The following is a 19,652-nucleotide window of genomic DNA, read 5'->3' on the forward strand; positions in this document are numbered from 1 at the left end:
CGGCGGACCGGACTTTTCACGCGTGCTGGCTCGTTCCTCGCCTCTGACGCACGCTTCCGAAAAGCCCGGCTCCGCCGGCGCTCGTGCCCACGTCGCCTTGGTGACGCTCCACCCACCTATTACACGTCTCGTTAGGAATCCCACCATGGCCGTTGGCGTCTTTGATCTGTTTTCGATTGGGATCGGACCTTCGAGTTCTCATACTGTGGGGCCGATGCGGGCTGCTGCTGTTTTTGCTGAGGAGCTCAAGGGCTCGGGGGTGCTGGCGGGGGTGGCGTCGTTGCGGGTGGATTTGTATGGGTCGTTGGCGGCGACGGGCCACGGGCATGGGACGATGACGGCCATTTTGCTGGGTTTGGAGGGGTTCCATCCGGAGCTGATTTTGCCGGAGGAGGTGGAGGAGCGGCTGGCGGCGATCGCGGAGACGGGGTTGCTGCAGCTGGCCGGTGCGGTGGCGTTGCCGTACGGGGTGAAGGATATGGTGCTGCGGCCGTTGACTGTCCTGCCGCGGCACACGAACGGGATGACGTTCACGGTCTCCGACGCGTCGGGCGAGGTTCTGCATGCGGCGACGTTCTTTTCGGTGGGCGGCGGGTTCATTGTCCGTGAGGGTGAGGAGGACGCGGCCCAGCTGGAGCTGGAGGAGTCCAAGAAGGAGCTGCCGTTGCCGTTCCGGACCGCGGCGGAGTTGCTGGAGCATTGCCGGGAAACGGGGCTGGGCATCAGTGATGTGATGCGGGTGAACGAGGAGGACAGCCGCACCCCGGGGGAGATCCGGGCGGGCCTGCTGCACATCTATTCGGTGATGGAGGGGTGTGTGGCCGCGTCGCTGAAGCGTGAGGGGGTGCTGCCGGGCGGGTTGAAGGTCCGCCGCCGGGCCCCGGACTGGTATGACCGGCTGCGGAAGGAAAGCGCCCGGCCGGCCGGGTCCGAGGACGAAGGCGACGGGGCCGAGTTCCATGATCCGAAGTATTGGCAGGAGTGGGTTAATTTGATCGCCCTGGCGGTCAATGAGGAGAACGCCTCGGGCGGGCGGGTGGTCACGGCGCCGACGAACGGGGCGGCGGGGATCATCCCGGCGGTGCTGTATTACGCGCTGCATTTCGCGCCGGGGATGGAGAACGCGTCCCGGGCGGACCGGGAGGATGTGGTGGTGAAGTTCCTGCTCGCCGCGGGCGCGGTGGGGGTCCTGTACAAGGAGCAGGCGTCGATTTCGGGGGCTGAGGTGGGCTGCCAGGGCGAGGTGGGCTCGGCGTCGTCGATGGCCGCCGCAGGGCTGGCGGAGGTGATGGGCGGGACTCCGGCGCAGGTGGAGAACGCCGCGGAGATCGCGATGGAGCACAACCTGGGCCTGACCTGTGATCCGATCGGGGGCCTGGTGCAGGTGCCCTGCATTGAACGGAACGCGATCGCGGCGGCGAAGGCGATCAACGCGGCGAAGATGGCGCTCTGGGGCGACGGCTCGCACCGGGTTTCGCTGGACGAGGTCATCGTGACCATGCGCGAGACCGGCAAGGACATGAGCTCCAAATACAAGGAAACGGCCATGGGCGGCCTCGCCGTCAACGTCGTCGAATGCTGACAGCGTTGAACCTTCAGTTGTGGGCCGCAGCCCACCAGTTCAAGGTGGACGCAAAGACCAGCCAGGCAATGTAGGGGAGCAGCAGCAGTCCCGCGGTCCGGCTGATGGGGCCGAAGTAGAGGACAGTCACCGTGACCGCGGCGATCAGGGCCACGATAATGGCCAGCGCCAGCCACAGGGCAGCCGTACCCATAGCGGGATAGAGACCGAAGAACACCGGAGTCCAGGCAAGGTTCAGGCCCAACTGGACCGCGTAGGCCGTTAACGCCGGCCTGGTCTTGGGAGCCCTCTTCCGCCACACCAGCCAGGCAGCCGCCGCCATGGCTGTGTAGAGCAGGGTCCATACCGGGCCGAACAGCCAGTTGGGCGGGGACCAGGGCGCCTTGTCAGCCGTGGCGTACCATCCGTTCACGTTGTCAATGGTGGAGAATCCGCCGAGCCCAGCCACCAGGAAGGATGCCGCCAGGAATCCGGCCAGCACCGCTGCCTGGACCCGCGCGCTGTACGGCTGGTCGCTTGCATCCGGCGGGGATGACGACTCTTCACGGTTCGGCTGCATGCCTCCACCCTTGCCAACCGGTCCACCCGAGTCAAGGGCACGGGCCACGGCAGGCACGGGCCGGCTGCTGAAAAGCCGGGACGGCATCAGGCTTTAGACTTGAGGCTGCATGTCCGCACGCAGACACGAGTACCGAACCGCGCACGAAACCGATTGGACACGGCCCCCTTGCGAGAATTCACCGCACGATTCGCCACCGCCGAGGAAATTGAAAACTGGGACAAGCACGTCACGGCCAATCCCAACGGCGGCAACATGCTGCAGTCCGCCGCATATGCCTCAGTCAAGAACGCCAGCGGCTGGAAAGTCCGGTTCCTAGTGCTGGAGAACGCGGCAACCGCCAGCTACAACCTGTTACTCGAAAAGAGTTTCCCGCTGCTCGGCCGGCTTTGGTACCTCATCAAGGGCCCGGACCTGGCAGCAGCTGATGACCTGAAAGCAGCGCTGGAAGCCTGTGCGGCTTTCGTCCGTAGCCGGAAGCTCAACGTCTTCACCATCAAGATCGAGCCGGACGTCGTCGACTCCGACGAGGCCCAGGCCCACCTGCAAGACGCAGGCCTGGTCAAGGCACCCAACATCCAGTCCAACGACTCCACGGCCCTGCTGGACATCTCCGGACCGGAAGAGGCAGTGTTCAAGGCCATCTCCTCCCGCGCCCGCAACGCCATCCGCCGCGCTGAGCGGGAAGGCTGCGAAGTGGTCCGCGAAGAACACGGCCCGGAAACCTACCGGGCCCTTTATGACCTCATGGCCGACACCGTCAAGGCCAAGGGCTCCATGCCCCTGCGCAGCTACGAGTACTACGCAGCCTTCTGGGACGAATTCTGCAACCGGGGCCAGGGCAGTTTCTTCTTCACCTACGAGGACGGAAAGCCCAGCGTGGGAGCCTTCGTCATCAATTACGGGGCCAAAGCCACCTATAAGGACGGCGGCTCGACCCAAAACCGCAAGCAATACGGTGATTCCCACCTGGTGCAGTGGGCCGCCATCCGCCGCATGCAGGAGCTGGGCTGCACGGAATACGACTTCTGCGGGACCCCGCCGGCTTCCCGGATCAAGGACAAGACCCACAACCTGTACGGCATGGGCATGTTCAAGACCAGCTTCACCAAGACGGTCACCGACTTCGTGGGATGCCACGACTACGTTCTCTCGCCCTTGAGACACCGGCTCTGGGTCAACGGAGCAGAGAAGGTCTTCCGCCGGATCGAAACCGCCCGCACCGGCCAGCAGTTCTACTGACCGCGAGCAGGAGCGTCCCCGCCGGCTGCCCTGCCCATCCCGACCGACCTCGCCCGCCGCCCGCCATTTGCCAAGCCTCTTATCCGTGAAGAAGGTAACTCCTTGAATGCAGTCCCCGCCGCCGATCTCGAGTTCGCCGTGCTCAGCGATGCCGAATTCGAGCAGTTCGCGCTGAAGCACCCGCAGAACAGCTTTCTCCAGTCCGTTGACTTTGCCCGGTTCCAGCGCGCCAGAGGACAGCAGGTGGAGCTTTTCGGGGTCCGGCAGCACGGCGAACTGGTTGCAGCAGGGAAACTGAACTACACCACCACCCGGCTGGGGTACACAGTCTGCGAATGCGCCAAGGGACCCCTGATGGACTACACGGACCCTGACCTGGTGCGTGCCGTCGTCGGACTCCTCCGCAAACGCGCGGCGGAGCGCAAGGCCGCCGAACTGCGGATCTCCCCGAACCTCAGGTACATTGCGCGTGACGCCGATGGTGCCGAGCATCCCGAGATCGAGGACAACAGGCCGCTGGTGGCACAGCTCGGCGGGCTAGGCTTCCGGCACCAGGGCCTGGACATGAACTTCGTGAACGTGAACTGGATGTTCATCAAGAACCTGGAAGGCATCCAGGACGCGGAAGAACTGATCATGGGCACCAGCTACCGGACCCGGAAGGCCATTCGGAAGGCCGAAAAGAACGGCGTCTTCCTGGAACAGGCCACCCTGGACACCCTGGACGAGTTCTACGGCGCCCTGAGCCGGGCCGGTGACGAAAAGGGCTTTATTTACCGGGAACGCGCCTACTACGAGCAGCTGCTCAGCACCACGTCGCCTGAGTTCACCAAGCTCATGATGGCCAAGATCGACATCCCCGCCTACCGGAAGTCCATCACGGAGCGGCTTGCCGCGGAATCAGCCACCGCTGATGAACTGCGCGAGGAGGTGGCGGAGACAGGCAGCAAAAAGAAGAACAACCGCCTCAAAGTGGTCCAGGACCTGGTGGACAGCTACGAGCGAAGCCTGAAGGACATCGAACGCTTTCCCGACTCGGTGGGCGTGGCCACGGTGGCCGCCATCCACTTCGTCTGCTACGGCGACGAGGTGGTCTGCGTCATCGGCGGCACGGTGCAGGACTACATCTACTTCAACGGCGCTACCTCGCTGTACTGGGGAATGATGCTCCACGCCCTCGAAAAGGGGTACCCGAGGTACAACTTCTACGGGACGTTCGGCATCTCCGGCCAGGACGAGGAAGGCCACGGGGGCTACGCCTTCAAGAAGGGCTTCGGCGGGGAAGTGGTGCAGCTCCTGGGCGACTTCGTGCTGCCCGTCCGGCCCGCCGTGTTCCACGCCAACAAGCTGGCCCGGATGGCAGCAGGCGCCGCACGCGTCGTGCTGGGCAAGCTGCCGCTGAAGCGCTCCGCCTGACGCCGCCTGCACACCACCACAACGGGAGGAGGGACAATGACTGAGCGACCCGAGCGCCCCGGCGCCGGATCCCCGAAGGCCAGGCCGAACACGGACGGCCTGCCCAAGACCGAGCCGCTGACTCCCTCCCAGCTGCGGCAAAACGCTGCGGCCAGGAGAATGCTGCGTCGCCTGGTCCAGGGTGAAAACCCGCCCACGGCTCCCCTGAGCATCGTGGACAGGCTCACCGGCAGCCCCTACGCGAATCCCACGATCCAGGTGGGAGGGGTGGACACCTCCGCCCGCAAGACCCTGGACTTCGCCCTGCACCTGGCAGAAACCATGTTCCGCTATGGTGCGGGTGCCCTGGAAGTGGAGACCAGCATCATTGCCGTCACCGCCGCCCTGGGGCTGAAGAACATCGAGGTGGACATCACCAACCAGTCCGTTGGCATCAACTACGCCCCTAAGGACCAGACACCCATCGCACTGCTGCGTGTGGTCCGCTCCTGGACCAACAACTACGCCGGCCTGGCCAAGGTCCACCAGCTGGTGACCGACATCGTCGCCGGGGGAGTGGGCCGGGACGAGGCAATCCGACGCCTGGACGAGGCCATCACCAGCCCCAAGCCGTTCCCGCGCTGGATGGTGACGGCGGCGTTCGGCGTTTTCGCAGCGGCATTCGTTGCCGTGCTGGGCGGCGGACCGGTGTCCTCTGCCATAGCGTTCGCAGCCAACATCGGAGTGAGCCTGCTGGCCCGCCAGCTCGGCCGGTGGCGGGTTCCCGACTTCTTCATAACGGCCAGCTGCTCTTTTGTGGTGACGCAATTGGCGCTGGTCCTCTGGCAGTTCGGCCTGACAACATCGCCGGCCATCGTGGTGGTGGGAGGCATCCTCCTGCTCCTGCCCACGGGACGCCTCGTGTCCTCAGTGCAGGACGCCATCAACGGCTTCCCTGTTACGGCCGCGGGACGGTTCCTGTCCACGCTGCTCACCTTTGGAGCCATCGTGGCAGGCATCGCCGTCGCCTTCGTGGTCGGGGAACTGACCGGCATGCAGCGCATTGACGTGACGCAGACCTTTCCGCCGGCCTACGACCTGTGGGTGCTGGTCATCCTTGTTGCCGTGGCGGTGATGGCCATCGGGGTCACGGAACAAACCAGCTGGCGGCTCCTGCTCCCCACCGCGGCGGTGGGGGTGGCCGGCTACTTCGTGCTGCTGGGCGGCGGACTGCTGGGCATCGGGGACCGGTTCTCTCCCGCCCTGGCCGCAGTGGCCATCGGCCTGCTGGCCCGCGTCGTTGCCCTGAGGATGGGTGCCCCCCAGCTGGTGGTTGCCGTGCCCGCAGCGCTGATCCTGCTTCCGGGCCTCACCATCTTCCGGTCCATGTACGTGCTCACCATCGAGGAAGCCGAGATCCTGCTGGGCGCCGGCGGGATGCTCAACGCCGGAGCCATTGTCCTGGGAACGGCCGGCGGGATCGTCCTTGGCGACACGCTGGCGCGGCCGCTGACCCGCAGCCTTGCCAGCAACGAGCGGCGCCGCGCCCGCCGCCGCTGACCGGCTGCAGGATCTGCCTGGCTGGATCTTCCTGTTCAGATCTGCCCTACGGGCAATTTCTTCTCCGCCTGGAAATCGTCCTCAACACGGCCTTTCGCCCAGTAACCGGACAGGGACACCTGCTTGCGTTCAAGGCCGCGCTGTACAAAGAGCACATCACGCAGCGCCTTCATGTAGCCGCGCTCGCCGTGGGCAAAAACGTCCACCCGGCCAGCGGGCCAGTCCGCCCCTGCCACCGCCTGCACCAGCAGGCCGCTTTCGCCCGCAGGGACGCCTCGACGGAACAGCCAGTGGAGCTTCACTCCTGCGGGGGCGGCAATCTGCTGCATGTCGGCGTCGGAATCGACCTCAAGGAAGGCGAGGCCGGCGGCTTCAGCCGGCAACGACTCTATGCACGCCGCAATGGCGGGCAACGCCGCCTCGTCCCCGGCGAACAGGTACCAGTCAGCGTCCGGGGCAGGGTTGTACGCCCCTCCCGGACCGGTGAAGGTCAGAATGTCGCCCGGCCGGGCCTTCGCCGCCCACGGTCCTGCCAGCCCTTCGTCGCCGTGGACCACAAAATCGATGGCGAGCTCCCTGGCCAGGGGATCCACCCAGCGGAGCGTGTACGTGCGCGTGAAAGGCCATTGTTCCCGCGGCATGCTCTCGCGGATGCTCCACAGATCCAGCGGGGAGGGGTAGGCGACGCCCGGTTGCGGGAAGACAATTTTTACGTACCGGTCAACGAAGCCGTTGTTGACGAAGTCCGCAAAACCGTCCCCGCCGGCAACAATCCGCACCATGTGGGGCGAGAGCTGTTCCCGGCGCAGAACTGCGAGGTTGACCTGCGGGCGGCTCTTCTTGGTGGCGCTGGTGGCGGCGGGAACAATGCTCATAAGGCAAGCCTAAGCTAGGCTACCGGCGGAAGCTCCCAGGTTACGCCCGGGGCACCCTGCTCCCGCAGCAGCTCGTTGACGCGGCTGAACGGCCGCGAACCGAAGAAGCCGCGAGACGCGGACAGGGGGCTGGGATGCGCGCTGGACACGGCCGGAACCCCCGGCAACAGCGGACGCACGCTCTCCGCGTCCTTTCCCCACAGCACGGCAACCAGCGGCAGGCGTGACCCGTCCGGAGCCCGCCGCCCGGCCACGGCCTGGACGGCCGCCGTCGTAATCTCCTCCCAACCTTTCCTGCGGTGCGACCCTGCGGCTCCGGCCCTTACAGTCATCACGCGGTTCAGCAGCAGCACACCCTGCCCGGTCCAGGCGGAAAGGTCGCCGTGGACCCTCGCGGGAATTCCCAGATCCGCCTCCAGCTCCCGGTAGATGTTCGCCAGGCTCCGCGGGATGGGCCGGACGTGCGGATCAACGGAGAAGGCCAGGCCGACGGCATGCCCCGGCGTGGGGTACGGATCCTGCCCCACCATCAGGACTTTCACCGACGCGAGGGGCTGGCGGAAGGCCCGCAGGACGTTCGACGGCGCCGGCAGCACCGTGTGCCCGGCCGCCTCTTCGTCGGCAAGGAAAGTGAGCACGCCGCGGAGTCCGCTTTCCACGCCCGCCAAGGCGTCTGCCCAGTCAGGCGCCATCAGCTCCTTCAGCGGCAGCTGCGCCAGTTCGGCGAAACCCTGCCCGCGCGCCGGATCCTGCGCCAGTTCGAAAAGGGCATCTGATTCAAACACCGTCCCATTCTCGCAGGGCGGCCTCCGGCCCCGGTTCGGCAGGCCGCCCGGCACAAATGACAACAGTGTTATTCGTCCGTAGCATGGGGGTCAGACATTTTTCGTAACCAGCAAGGGAGAGTGCGCCGTGGCGGAACCAGCTCGGGAGCACCTGCCGGAGCAGGAACAGCGGAACGCCCTCCTGCCGGATTTCACGCTGCGGGATTCCCCCCTGAGCGAGCGTGACCAGCAGATGCTCGCCCTCGAACGGCAGTGGTGGAAGTACGCCGGTGCCAAGGAACAGGCCATCAGGGAACTCTTCGATCTCTCCGCGACACACTACTACCAGCTCCTTAACGCCCTGATCGATACCGAGGATGCGCTGGCGCATGACCCCATGCTGGTCAAGAGATTGCGTAGACTACGTACGTCGCGTCACCGTGCACGCACTGCACGGCGCCTGGGGTCCGACGCATAAGACGCTCACGCTGGTTCCTCAGCAGCAACACACAAGGATGTCTCTTTCCCATGACCAAATATGCCCGCGATGAATTCGACAAGGTCCCGGAGACCGCGTCGCGACAAGGTGTCCATCGCACAGCCTCTGCTCCGTCACGGGTCCGGCTGTGGCCCGTCCTGGCGGTGGGATGCGTTGCCCTGGCCATCGGGCTGGTTTCCTTCCTGATCCTGCCCAAGCTGGGGTTTGCCGGTCCGGCAAGCCAGGCCTCGTCGAGCCTCGAAGCAATGCCGCTGGCCGGAACGGGGTCGACGCCCTCCGCCGCGCCGGACGCGTCCGTCACTCCCTCCGCTGAGCCCTCCGCCGCGCCTGAAACCGCCGGATCCGAAACGGTCCCCGCTGCCGGGACAGGGTCCAGTAGCCGCCCCACGGCGCAGGCTGCGTCCGTAGACAAAACCCAGCCTGTGGCGGTCTACAACGCCGCCGGGACCGCCGGGCTGGCAAGCCGTGTAGGCGGAACCGTGCAGGCGGACGGCTGGCCCCTGGGACAGGTAGGGAACTGGGCGGGAGCGCCGCAGCAGGGCTCCATCATTTTCTACTCCGGCCCAGTCCAACGGGCCAACGCGGAAGCCCTCGCGGAACTCCTGGGCGTCCCCACCGTGGTGAGCAGCACCGACTTCCAGGTTCCCCTGGTGGTTGTGCTGGGCCCGGGGTACCGGTAAGCCGGGTTCTTCCATCAGCCGCGCTGCCTTGGGCCACACCCGGTCCGGGGCCCGGCGTTACGCCTGAATAACGTTTGCCGACGGCACCGCCGGGGGCCTGCGGCACCGACCCGCATTGGCTAGAGTAAATCCCGGGCTACGGCCCGGCGCCGGGGCACCCCCGCAGCATCCCGGACCTTACGGAAAGAGTGGTCACCATGGCACGAGGAACCGTCAAGTGGTTCAACGCGGAAAAGGGCTACGGCTTCATCACCGTTGACGGCTCCAGCGACGACGTCTTTGTCCACTGGTCTGCTATCGAAGGCGAAGGTTACCGGGCACTGGACGAGGGACAGCGCGTGGAACTTGAAGTCGGCGAAGGCGAGAAGGGCCCACAGGCGGAAAGCGTCCGGCCGGCGGAGTGAAGCATCTGATTGTCCCCGCCGGGACCCTCCGTCCTGCGTTTGCCGCGGCCCTCTGCTGCACGCTGGCCCTGACCGCCTGTTCCGGGGTAACCGGAAACGCACGCGTGGAAACAACGGAAGCCTCCGGTGACGGGACGCTGCGGGTAGGCCTCATCCTGGACAATGCGGGGGAGGGCAGCTTCCTGAACGCGCCCCAGGCGGCCGCCGCCAAGCTCGCAGTCAAAGAGATCAACGCTGCCGGTGGGCACAAAGGCCGGCCCGTGGAGCTGCTGCCCTTTGAAGCCGGCCAGGATGCAGCGTCGCAGGCCCAGGCCTTGGTCCAGGCCAAGGCGGACGTGGTGATCGGCCCCACCGACTCCAGCCACGCCAAGGCCGTCGTGGACATCCTCTCCCGGGCCAGGACGCCGCTGATCTCGCCGGCCAACACCGCGGCCGGGCTCAGCACCATCCCCAGCGGCGGATACTACTTCCGGACGGCGGCCGCCGACGTCGCGCAGGGACCCGTGCTGGCCAAGCTCGCCAAGGACGCGGGCGCCGCCACCATCTCCCTGATGTTCCAGGAAGGCGCCTACGGCAGCGACGTCTCCGCCGCCGTCGCCGATTCCGCAGAACAGGCCGGACTGGAAGTGGTTGCCACAGCCGGGTTCAAGCCGGGTGAAGCGGGAAGCGCCGCTGCCGCCGCCCGCGGGGCGGAACCCGACGCCGTCATCCTGGTGGCCCGCGACGGCGCGCAGGGCGCCCTGGCTGAACTCAACAACGCCGCCCTGGCCGGCTCGAAGATCATCCTCAGCGACGGCGCGTTCGGCCGGTATGCGTCCAAGCTGGGAACCAAAGCCCTGGAGGGTGCCCGCGCCGTCGTTCCCGGCGAGCTGCCATCCGCCGCCTTCCAGGAAAGGCTCCTGGGCATCGATCCCGGCCTGAAGGACGTGTCCTTCGCCGCGGAAACGTACGACGCCGTGACCCTCGCAGCCCTCGCGGCAGCCAAAGCAGAGGACGACTCGGGCCGCTCAATTGCAGCGAACCTCATCGCCGTGTCAGGCGGGACTGCCGCCGGCAAGGATGGCGGGACTGCAACGGTGCCCGGCACGCCCTGCCCCAGCTACAAGGAGTGCCTGGCGGCGAAGGCCTCCGGTACCGGCATTAATTACGACGGCGAATCCGGCCCGGTTGCCTTCGACGCCAACGGTGACATCACCTCGGCGACGTTTACGGTGTTTACCTACGGGACAGACAACAGTCCAACGCCCACCGGCCGTGAAACTGCAGGCCGCGCCGGCTGATCGCTCTCGGCGTAGAGATGCCTGCCAAGGCGCTTTCCGCGCGTCATTCGCTTGCACTCTCCCGTGGGGAGTGCTAATTATTGAGTTAGCACTCTGACGTACCGACTGCTAAAGCAAAGCTGGTTCCGGCCGGCGGAGCGCGGCACCGGGCGAGGAGCGAAGAAACACCTCACTGGAGTGAGGCCCGCACCCGGGGGCATACAGAGGCCGCCGGCAAAGGGTCGTCCGTCGCGGGCACTGCAGCGAAGGTTCATTCTTAACGACTGTCCCGAAAGGACTACTGCCGTTATGGCCAAGATCATTGCATTTGATGAAGAGGCACGCCGCGGCCTTGAGCGGGGCCTGAACATCCTCGCCGACGCCGTTAAGGTCACCCTCGGCCCGCGTGGACGCAACGTCGTCCTCGAAAAGAAGTGGGGCGCCCCCACGATCACCAACGATGGTGTTTCCATCGCCAAGGAGATCGAGCTGGACGATCCCTACGAGAAGATCGGCGCCGAGCTGGTCAAGGAAGTTGCCAAGAAGACTGACGACGTCGCCGGCGACGGAACCACCACCGCCACCGTTCTGGCCCAGGCCCTGGTCAAGGAAGGCCTGCGCAACGTTGCCGCCGGTGCCGACCCGCTGTCCCTCAAGCGCGGCATCGAAAAGGCTGTCGAAGCCGTCACCCGCGAGCTCCTGGCTTCCGCCAAGGAAATCGAAACCAAGGAAGAGATTGCCGCTACGGCATCCATCTCCGCAGGGGACGAGGAAATCGGTGCGCTGATCGCCGAAGCCCTGGACAAGGTGGGCAAGGAAGGCGTCATCACGGTCGAGGAATCCAACACCTTCGGCCTGGAACTCGAGCTCACCGAAGGCATGCGCTTCGACAAGGGCTACATCTCCGCCTACTTCGTCACCGACGCGGAGCGCCAGGAAACGGTCCTCGAAGACCCGTACATCCTGATCGTCAACTCCAAGATCTCCAACGTCAAGGAACTGGTTGCTGTCCTCGAAAAGGTCATGCAGTCCAACAAGCCGCTGCTGATCATCGCCGAGGACATCGAGGGCGAGGCCCTGGCCACCCTGATCGTCAACAAGATCCGCGGCACCTTCAAGTCCGTTGCCGTCAAGGCTCCGGGCTTCGGTGACCGCCGCAAGGCACAGCTCGCCGACATTGCCGTCCTCACCGGCGGCCAGGTCATCTCCGAGGAAGTCGGACTCAAGCTGGAAAACGCCGGCCTGGAACTCCTGGGCAAGGCACGCAAGGTTGTGGTCACCAAGGACGAGACCACCATCGTTGAAGGTGCCGGCGACGCCGACCAGATCGCCGGCCGCGTGTCCCAGATCCGCGCCGAGATCGAGAACTCCGATTCGGACTACGACCGCGAGAAGCTGCAGGAACGCCTGGCCAAGCTGGCCGGCGGCGTTGCAGTGATCAAGGCCGGTGCCGCAACCGAGGTTGAGCTCAAGGAGCGCAAGCACCGCATCGAAGACGCAGTGCGCAACGCCAAGGCCGCTGTTGAAGAAGGCATCGTTGCCGGTGGCGGCGTGGCCCTCATCCAGGCCGGTGCCAAGGCATTCGCCAACCTGCAGCTGTCCGGCGACGAGGCCACCGGTGCCAACATTGTCCGCGTTGCCATCGATGCTCCGCTGAAGCAGATCGCCTTCAACGCCGGCCTGGAGCCGGGCGTTGTGGTTGACAAGGTTCGCGGCCTGCCCGCAGGACACGGCCTGAACGCCGCAACCGGTGAGTACGTCGACCTGCTGGCTGCCGGCGTGAACGACCCCGTCAAGGTAACCCGCTCTGCCCTGCAGAACGCGGCTTCCATTGCCGGCCTGTTCCTCACTACCGAAGCTGTTGTTGCCGACAAGCCGGAGAAGAACCCGGCCCCCATGGGCGGCGGCGACGACATGGGCGGCATGGGCGGCTTCTAAGCCCTCCTGCCGGGCTTTGTCCCGCTGGAAACGAATGCGGCCCCCTCTCTTGAGGGGGCCGCATTTGTGTTCCTGGAGAGTGCCTGGCTTTTACTTCCGGGCGCTGGACAGCATTCCCTCGACTTCCCTCTTGAAGGCCTCTGCCGCTGCCTGGGGAGTCAGGCGGTCGTAGAGAACCTCATCGGTGTACCGCTTGATGACGTTCTGTACGCTGCCCGCGCCCACCGGAGGAACGGGCGGCGCGTCCTTCATATCCGGAGCAATGTCCTTCAGGAAGCCCACCACGGTGGTGTCTGCCGGTTTCAGGGACGGTGTGATGCCCTTTACGATCTCCGTGTTGGTGGGCACGCCGCGGTCCGTCATCAGGATTGCGCCGGCTTCCGGGCTGTTCGCCAGGTAGTTGATGAAGGTTGAGGCGGCTTCGGTGTGCTTTGACCGTGAGGAAGCGGACCAGAACATGGTGGGCTTGTAGTACATGCCGTTCTCAGCGGCAACACCGTCGAGGCTAGGCGCACGGAGCATCTTGATGCTGCTGCCGGTAGTGGACCCGAGCGATCCGAGCTGGTTGGTCCACCACCATGCCATCCCCACCCTGTTGGTGCCGAAGAGGCTTTCTTCCAGGCCCGCGCCGGAGTCCTCGGTAGCCACCGTGGCCGGCGGGCTTGCCTTGGAGTCGCGCTGTTCCTTGAGCCGCTCCCAGAAGGAAGCGGCCGTTGCAGTGTCGAAATCGAGCTTGCCGTCCTCGGAGTAGAGATTCTCCCCATGCTGGCGAAGCCAGATGATCAGGTCTGCCTCGTTGCTGCCATATGCTGCGCCGTAGTTCTTGCCGTCTCCGGCGGCGCTGATCTTCGTTGCAGTCTCAATGAAGTCGTCCCACGTCCATGAGGTGTCATCCGGAAGCGGAACGTTTGCTGCCTCGAAAACCTTCGTGTTGGCCATGATGACGTAGGCGTTCCGGCCGGTGCTCAGGCCGTATTGGGCGCCGTCGTACTGGCCCGAGGCCAGGGCTTCCCTGTCGAGTTTGGAGGTATCAATGCCGCTTTGCTTGGACAGATCCAGGAGCGCCCCGCGGCCGCCGTATTCGGCAATGTACTTCTGGTCCATCTGGATCACGTCCGGCGCGTCGTTGGCCGCGGTCTTGGTGGCCAGCTTGTCCCAGTAGCTGCCCCATTCGCCCGGCTCGGACTCAATCCTGATGTTCGGGTGTTCCGCTTCAAAGGCATCGATGACCTTTTCGGTCTGGGCGTTGAGGTATTCGTTCCCCCACCAGGCGAAGCGCAGGGTTACTTGCTCATTGCCCTCGGAGCCGGAAGAGGAACCGCAGCCTGTGGCAAGGAGGGAAAGGGCGACGGCTGCTGCGCCGAGCTGGAACCTTCTCCGGCGGAGGGTTGGAATCGTCATTGATATGCCTTCCTAATGGCGGGGCGCTTCTCTTGGGTGGACGCTGGCGTCGGGTTGTCGGCAGTGCCGGCCGCTGAGAAAACGCTTTCTCATGTCAGTAGTGCGATTCTGCCTGCCTGCCATTGCCCGCGTCAAGCATTTTCGGTAAACGCTTTCCGTCAGGTCAAGGCCTGATCCGCCTGGCGGCCCGGGTAGGGCGCGTGTGCGGCGGAGGTACGGTACGGCATCGTACGGTGGCAAAGGCCCGGTTTGTCCTGCCGGTCTGGGAGGATGGACCGGTGACAATTACTGCAGCGGCCGACGGTTCGGCCTTGGGAAACCCCGGTCCGGCCGGCTGGGCCTGGTACGTGAACGACGATTGCTGGCGCGCCGGAGGATGGCCCCACGGGACGAACAACCAAGGCGAGCTGATGGCGGTCCTGGATCTGTTGCGGGCCACGGCCCACCTTCCCCAGGAGGACCTGCACATCCTCTGCGACAGCCAGTACGTCATCAATTCGATCACCAAGTGGATGCCGGGATGGAAACGCAAAGGCTGGCGCAAGGCCGACGGCAAGCCGGTCCTCAACGTGGATTTGCTCAAGGAGCTGGACCGGGAGCTCGCCGGCCGGAAGTACACCTTCGAATGGGTCAAGGGGCATGCCGGGCATGACTTGAACGAAGCCGCGGACGAGCGCGCCAGGGCGGCCGCGACCGCCTACCAGCAGGGGGTGGCTGCCCGGTCCGGGCCCGGTTTCCCTGGCGCCCACCACGCCCACCATCCGCCGGCGGCCAAGGATACGCCGGAGGCCGCCCCCCGTGCACCCCGGGAAGCCGCGACCTTGCCAGGAGCCTACGAGGAGCCGGACCTGTTCAGCCAGCTGGACAACGGCGCTTTCGGCGGACCGGACGCCGCTGCCCAGCCAGGTGCCGCCGTGCCGGAGGCCTTGGTGGAGGAACTGGAGCGCGAGCTGCTGGGCCCCCTGGTGCGGGGGGACATCGGCCGGACGGCTGTCCTGCTGCACCCCGATTTCATGGAGATCGGAAGCTCGGGCAGGGTGTGGACCCGGGACGCCATGATGATGGCGCTCGAGGAGGACCCGGGCGAGCGGACAGACATTGAGATACTTGGCGCGGACCGTATTGGCGCTGACGCGGTCCTGCTGACGTACCGCAGCTACGCGCGCTCCGGCACCACGCTCAGAAGCTCACTGTGGGTGCTGGACGGCGGCCGCTGGCGGCTGCGGTTCCACCAAGGTACTCCCGAGGCTTAGCCGGCTCCTGGGTATCTACCCGGTCAGCTGAACCGCTGCGTGTTGCCCTGTTCCGCCTGTGCGTAGGTGGCAGCCGCGGAGGCAAGCGCCGTGTTGATGGACGCCAACGAGGCCTCCACGCGTCCCTGCGTGATGGTCCACTCCGTGATGAGCGCCTGGAAATTCGTGGCGGCGGTGCCCCGCCATGACCCCTGGAGCTCGTCCAGCCCGCGTTTCATTGCCTGGACGTCTGCGCTGATCCTGTCCACTGTCGCCTGGACACTGGCGGACTTCAGCTGAAGGAGTTCGGTGTCGACGGAAATGATGCTCATGGCCGTGCCTTTCGCTGTGGGGGCAGCTTTCGCCTGCGGGGCCCGGCTGGTCCGGACCGCTGATAACGAGCGTAGGGAGCAGGCCCCTGGAGCCGCTACGGTCCGGCGCTATATGTGGACAACCCCGCTGTCGCTGCCTGTTCCGCCTCGGCAGCTGCCCCAGTATTCAGCGCGTCATCACGGTGCGGAAGGCTGACCACCAAGGTCGCGCCGCCGCCATCGGTATTTTCCACCCGGACGGAACCGCCGTGGGACCCTACAATTGCGGCCACAATGGCCAGGCCGAGTCCGCTTCCGCCCGTTTCCCTGGTCCGTGAGGTGTCCGCCCGGTAGAAGCGCTCAAAGACCTTGGAGGCGTCCTCTTCGGAGATGCCGGGTCCATGGTCGCGCACTTCAATGACCGAGCGCAGCTGTCCGTCCTCCTTGGCGCGCACCCCCACCGCCAGTTCGATCGGGCTGCCCTCCGGCGTGTAACGCAGGGCATTGCCCACGAGGTTCCCCACCACCTGTCGGAGTTTGGCTTCGTCCCCCAGCACCGGGGCAGCCGCGGCAGGTCCGCCGTCGAGCCCGGTCAGCGAAATCGCCCGCGAGCGGTCGCTGGCCTGCGTGTCCACCACGGCGTCATGGGCGAGCAGCTGAAGGTCCACGGGCTTCTGCTGCAGCGGCCGCTGCTCGTCGAGGCGGGCCAGCAGGAGAAGGTCTTCCACCATTGAGCCCATGCGCTTGGCTTCGCTTTCAATCCTTCCCATGGCTGTGGCCACGTCTTCCTCGGTGGTCAGTGCGCCGTGCCGGTACAGCTCAGAGAAGCCACGGATGGTGACAAGCGGGGTCCGCAGTTCGTGGGAGGCGTCAGCGGCGAACCGCCGCATCCTCGCCTCCGAGGCCGTGCGTGCCGCGAAGGCCGTCTCAATGTGGGCCAGCATGGCATTAAGCGACCTGCTGAGGCGTCCCAATTCAGTGCCGGGATTTTCGACGTCGACACGGCGGGAAAGGTCACCGGCGGCAATGGCGGCCGCCGTTTTTTCCACCCGGGCCAGCGGGCGGAAGGAGCGGGACACGGTCCAGCTCGCGATGAGGGAGGCGAGCAGCAGGGTCAGCAGCCCTACGCCGGTCACCACCAGGGAGGCATGTTTGAGGACATCGTCCACGCTCTGCAGGGGCAGCCCGATGACCACCACAGCGGTGGTCTGGTTGTTCTGCACCGGCACGGCCACCACCCGCCAGTTCTGCCCGTCCGTACCGCGCACCTGATAGGGAACGGCGCCGCGTTCCTGCGCCTGCTGCACCGTGACGGAGCTGATGTCCGGACGGCTCTCAGGGTCGCCGCCGAACGGATACGGCTCCTCGCCTGGCGCGAAGAGAATAAGTGAGTAGTCAGTGGGAACCATCGGGTTGGGCGCCTGAAGCGGGGTGAAGGACCGCTGCTGCCGGGCCAGGTCTACCGCCGCGGTGAGTTTGTCATCCACCTGTGCCTGCAGGTAGCTGTGGAGCAGGGCCAGCGTTCCCGCTCCGGTCACCGTCAGGGCAACTATCAGCAGCGCCATGATCATGGCCACCAGTTGCGTCCTCAGCGAGGCCGACTTCCATCGCTGCAGCAAGGTCAGCGCTTTTCAGCCGTCCGAAGCACGTAGCCCACACCGCGCTTGGTCTGGATCAGGGCGGGAGCGTCGGGATCGATGTCCACCTTCCGGCGCAGGTAGGAGATGTACGACTCCACGATGGAGGCATCACCGTTGAAGTTGTATTCCCATACGTGGTCCAGGATCTGGGACTTGGAGAGCACCCGGTTGGGGTTGAGCATGAGGTACCGGAGCAGCTTGAACTCGGTGGGGGAGAGCTCGATCACCGTGCCGCCGCGGCGCACTTCGTGCGCGTCGTCGTCGAGCTCCAGGTCGTCGACGCGGATGACGGCGTCGTCATCCAGCAGCGGCTGCGTCCGGCGCAGGACGGCGCGGATCCGGGCCACCACCTCGTCAAGGCTGAACGGCTTGGTGACGTAGTCATCCCCGCCGACGGTGAGGCCTGTGACCTTGTCCTCGGTATCGTCCTTCGCGGTCAGGAACAGTACCGGGAAGTGCTTGCCCGAGGCCCGGAGGCGGCGGGTGACGGTGAAGCCGTCCATGTCCGGAAGCATGACATCCAGCACGGCCAGGTCTGGGGCATGGGTTTCGGCAGCCGCCAGGGCGTCCCGGCCGTTCGCGGCCGAGACAACCTCGAAGCCGGCAAACCTTAGCGAGGTGGACAGCAGCTCGCGGATGTTGGGTTCATCGTCAACAACAAGGAGCTTTGCCTCGGGACCGTTCTTGTTCATGCTCCCATTCTGCTCCCAGAGTCTGTGAGTTTTCTGGATGCATGGTGAATGTTGCATGGGCGTCCGCGGCGCGCAGCAAAGGGTCCCCGGCCGACACTGCCCGGGGACCCTTACTTTCTCTACTTGCCGTGCTTGTGGCTAGGGCACGCTGTTATCGATGGTGAACTGTTCAACGCCACAGGCGGAAGAGGCCGGGTTGTTGTACGCGTCACCGCTGTAGCTCGATGCCCAACGCCAGGTTCCTTCGGTGGTGGCATGGAACGTGGTGTTTGTGGTGGCTGCAGCGCCGTTGGTGAGTGTCACTGTTTGCGTATACGCCGGGGTACCAGCGCAGGTTGCGTCGGTCGGAGCGTAAAGGTTGAACGTGACGGTCCCCGTCGGTGTGCCCAGTCCGCCGGACAGGGTGAGGTTGTCGTTCGGGATCAGGTCCTGGGCAGTCGCAACAGATGGCTGTCCCTTCGTGAACGTGTTCGTGTAGGTGCACGTCACGTTTTGACCGTTGCCCAGTGCAATTGATACCTCTTGGCCTGTAATTGTCACCCCTGTCGTCGTGTCACAGGTCAGGGAAACGAAGCTCCAGGGTGCGGTCTGAGCACTTTCGGTCACGGTGTAAGTACCCGCGCCCAGTTTGTCGAAGTTCTTCGATTCAGCGTTCTTCAATGAGAACCCAGTCAGGTTGGACGAGGTTGTGTAATCGAAGGACTCCGTCCCTGGTACGGGCTCGTTCTGAGTGACCTTATTGATGGTGATGCTTCCGCAGTTTGTGATATTGACAGGAACAGGGGCGATGAAGTCCTTTAGTTCCGCCGTGAACGAAGAGGAGGAACGGCTCTTGACGAAGGCACTGCCGAAGGCTTCGCATACGCCCGGCTCGAAGACGCCTGCGTCGGTCAGGTTAATGGAGGCCTCACCGAAAAGACCGGTGGACGGGTCGACTGCGCCCTCTGCCACCGTGCTGCCGAGCGTCACATGCTTGCCCCAACATGGCAGGGTGTTGGCCGAGTAGCACTGGCCCGCGGTGTTGCCATTAGCGGCCGTGAGCCAGAAATTAAGGCCCAGCGTGGGTGTTCCGCTTCCGCTGAAATCGTAATTGATCAGCAGATCGCCGGCAGTGCGTTGCAGGGTCAGAGGCCCAACGGATGACGTAGTGAAGCCTGGCCCCGGGGAGGGTGCCGCCTGGTTGACTTGGTTGATCTCGAAGTCCAGGTTGGCGTTGCCAATGTTTACCAGGCGTTCCCATCCCAGGTACAGGAAGATGTCGCCGCCTGTTACTTGTTCCGAAGCCTCATAGAACTTGGTGAGGTCGTTCTTATTGGGCGGGATGGAACCGTTCACGATGGTCACGGCGGGGGCGTCTTCCTTGGTGCCCTGTCCGAACGAATTGTCCGTCCTCCCCGAAGGCTTGTCGATGCCGGTGTGGAGGCCGGCAACGTTGTCCCAGTCAGTGCCGGTTCCCGTATGCACCGTGTTTCCGTCATTTCCTTCGAATGTGGTGCCGGTCAGCGTGGCCTGAGCCGACGTGACTCCGGTAAGGATCAAAGCCAGACAAGCCATGCCTGCGCCCCAGCGGGCGCGCGTTATATTCTCCATTGAATTACTCACTTCTGGGAGTGGCGGAT

General features: G+C 65.1%; 18 protein-coding genes. 10 read left to right on the forward strand and 8 right to left on the reverse strand.

Translation table 11 applies throughout. The annotated features are described in order from the left end of the window. Positions 1 to 145: 145 nt before the first annotated feature. The gene (locus ACQ3DC_RS09230) at positions 146 to 1,582 is read left to right on the forward strand and encodes an L-serine ammonia-lyase (protein WP_430751679.1); all 1,437 of its coding nucleotides are present in this window, start codon (positions 146 to 148) and stop codon (positions 1,580 to 1,582) included. Positions 1,583 to 1,595: 13 nt separating this feature from the next. On the opposite strand, the gene ACQ3DC_RS09235 is transcribed toward ACQ3DC_RS09230, so the two are convergent. Then, positions 1,596 to 2,141 (reverse strand): TspO/MBR family protein, encoded by a 546-nt coding sequence (locus ACQ3DC_RS09235; protein ID WP_321215392.1) that lies wholly within the window; start codon positions 2,139 to 2,141, stop codon positions 1,596 to 1,598. 168 nt (positions 2,142 to 2,309) lie between these two features. On the opposite strand from ACQ3DC_RS09235, the gene ACQ3DC_RS09240 reads away from it, so the two are divergent. The 3 genes from ACQ3DC_RS09240 to ACQ3DC_RS09250 all read left to right on the forward strand — a co-directional run bounded on the left by ACQ3DC_RS09240 (position 2,310) and on the right by ACQ3DC_RS09250 (position 6,338). Continuing rightward, on the forward strand, positions 2,310 to 3,383 hold the full coding sequence (locus tag ACQ3DC_RS09240; protein WP_430752055.1) for a lipid II:glycine glycyltransferase FemX: 1,074 nt from the start codon (positions 2,310 to 2,312) through the stop codon (positions 3,381 to 3,383). 102 nt (positions 3,384 to 3,485) lie between these two features. Beyond that, complete coding sequence (locus ACQ3DC_RS09245) at positions 3,486 to 4,799, forward strand: peptidoglycan bridge formation glycyltransferase FemA/FemB family protein (protein WP_157239050.1); 1,314 nt, start codon at positions 3,486 to 3,488, stop codon at positions 4,797 to 4,799. Between the two features lie 36 nt (positions 4,800 to 4,835). Continuing rightward, on the forward strand, positions 4,836 to 6,338 hold the full coding sequence (locus tag ACQ3DC_RS09250) for a threonine/serine ThrE exporter family protein (protein ID WP_323056468.1): 1,503 nt from the start codon (positions 4,836 to 4,838) through the stop codon (positions 6,336 to 6,338). A 35-nt stretch (positions 6,339 to 6,373) separates the two neighbouring features. On the opposite strand, the gene ACQ3DC_RS09255 is transcribed toward ACQ3DC_RS09250, so the two are convergent. Both ACQ3DC_RS09255 and ACQ3DC_RS09260 read right to left on the reverse strand, forming a co-directional pair. Next, positions 6,374 to 7,213 carry a siderophore-interacting protein gene (locus tag ACQ3DC_RS09255; protein WP_321215396.1) on the reverse strand — a complete coding sequence of 280 codons (840 nt, stop codon included), beginning with the start codon at positions 7,211 to 7,213 and terminating at the stop codon, positions 6,374 to 6,376. A 14-nt stretch (positions 7,214 to 7,227) separates the two neighbouring features. Then, positions 7,228 to 7,998: a uracil-DNA glycosylase gene (locus ACQ3DC_RS09260; RefSeq protein WP_430752056.1), complete on the reverse strand. Its 771-nt coding sequence runs from the start codon at positions 7,996 to 7,998 to the stop codon at positions 7,228 to 7,230. Between the two features lie 127 nt (positions 7,999 to 8,125). Between ACQ3DC_RS09260 and ACQ3DC_RS09265 the strand changes: the two genes are divergently transcribed. From ACQ3DC_RS09265 to groL, 5 genes are all read left to right on the forward strand, one after another. Further along, positions 8,126 to 8,455 carry a DUF3263 domain-containing protein gene (locus ACQ3DC_RS09265; RefSeq protein WP_321215398.1) on the forward strand — a complete coding sequence of 110 codons (330 nt, stop codon included), beginning with the start codon at positions 8,126 to 8,128 and terminating at the stop codon, positions 8,453 to 8,455. Between the two features lie 50 nt (positions 8,456 to 8,505). Next, a complete protein-coding gene (locus ACQ3DC_RS09270) occupies positions 8,506 to 9,156 on the forward strand; it encodes a LytR C-terminal domain-containing protein (RefSeq protein WP_430752057.1) in 651 nt (216 codons plus the stop codon). A 197-nt stretch (positions 9,157 to 9,353) separates the two neighbouring features. Next, the gene (locus ACQ3DC_RS09275; protein WP_157239046.1) at positions 9,354 to 9,560 is read left to right on the forward strand and encodes a cold-shock protein; all 207 of its coding nucleotides are present in this window, start codon (positions 9,354 to 9,356) and stop codon (positions 9,558 to 9,560) included. Beyond that, a complete protein-coding gene (locus ACQ3DC_RS09280; RefSeq protein WP_430752058.1) occupies positions 9,557 to 10,840 on the forward strand; it encodes an ABC transporter substrate-binding protein in 1,284 nt (427 codons plus the stop codon). Before ACQ3DC_RS09275 ends, ACQ3DC_RS09280 begins: the two co-directional genes overlap by 4 nt. A gap of 288 nt (positions 10,841 to 11,128) precedes the next feature. Beyond that, positions 11,129 to 12,757 (forward strand): chaperonin GroEL, encoded by a 1,629-nt coding sequence (groL, locus tag ACQ3DC_RS09285; RefSeq protein ID WP_157239045.1) that lies wholly within the window; start codon positions 11,129 to 11,131, stop codon positions 12,755 to 12,757. Positions 12,758 to 12,847: 90 nt separating this feature from the next. On the opposite strand, the gene ACQ3DC_RS09290 is transcribed toward groL, so the two are convergent. Continuing rightward, positions 12,848 to 14,158: an ABC transporter substrate-binding protein gene (locus ACQ3DC_RS09290; RefSeq protein ID WP_430752059.1), complete on the reverse strand. Its 1,311-nt coding sequence runs from the start codon at positions 14,156 to 14,158 to the stop codon at positions 12,848 to 12,850. Positions 14,159 to 14,436: 278 nt separating this feature from the next. On the opposite strand from ACQ3DC_RS09290, the gene ACQ3DC_RS09295 reads away from it, so the two are divergent. Next, complete coding sequence (locus ACQ3DC_RS09295; RefSeq protein WP_321215401.1) at positions 14,437 to 15,411, forward strand: ribonuclease HI family protein; 975 nt, start codon at positions 14,437 to 14,439, stop codon at positions 15,409 to 15,411. Positions 15,412 to 15,434: 23 nt separating this feature from the next. Here ACQ3DC_RS09295 and ACQ3DC_RS09300 read toward each other — a convergent pair whose 3' ends face one another. From ACQ3DC_RS09300 to ACQ3DC_RS09315, 4 genes are all read right to left on the reverse strand, one after another. Then, a complete protein-coding gene (locus ACQ3DC_RS09300) occupies positions 15,435 to 15,722 on the reverse strand; it encodes a WXG100 family type VII secretion target (protein WP_139028136.1) in 288 nt (95 codons plus the stop codon). 95 nt (positions 15,723 to 15,817) lie between these two features. Continuing rightward, on the reverse strand, positions 15,818 to 17,320 hold the full coding sequence (locus ACQ3DC_RS09305; protein WP_430752060.1) for a sensor histidine kinase: 1,503 nt from the start codon (positions 17,318 to 17,320) through the stop codon (positions 15,818 to 15,820). A gap of 2 nt (positions 17,321 to 17,322) precedes the next feature. Continuing rightward, positions 17,323 to 18,033, reverse strand: a complete 711-nt coding sequence (locus tag ACQ3DC_RS09310; protein ID WP_139028140.1) for a response regulator transcription factor — start codon at positions 18,031 to 18,033, stop codon at positions 17,323 to 17,325. 138 nt (positions 18,034 to 18,171) lie between these two features. Next, the gene (locus tag ACQ3DC_RS09315) at positions 18,172 to 19,377 is read right to left on the reverse strand and encodes a hypothetical protein (RefSeq protein ID WP_430752061.1); all 1,206 of its coding nucleotides are present in this window, start codon (positions 19,375 to 19,377) and stop codon (positions 18,172 to 18,174) included. Between the last annotated feature and the right edge of the window lie 275 nt (positions 19,378 to 19,652).

It is taken from the genome of Paenarthrobacter sp. NEAU-H11 (assembly GCF_050573415.1).
In the GTDB taxonomy this organism is placed as follows: domain Bacteria; phylum Actinomycetota; class Actinomycetes; order Actinomycetales; family Micrococcaceae; genus Arthrobacter.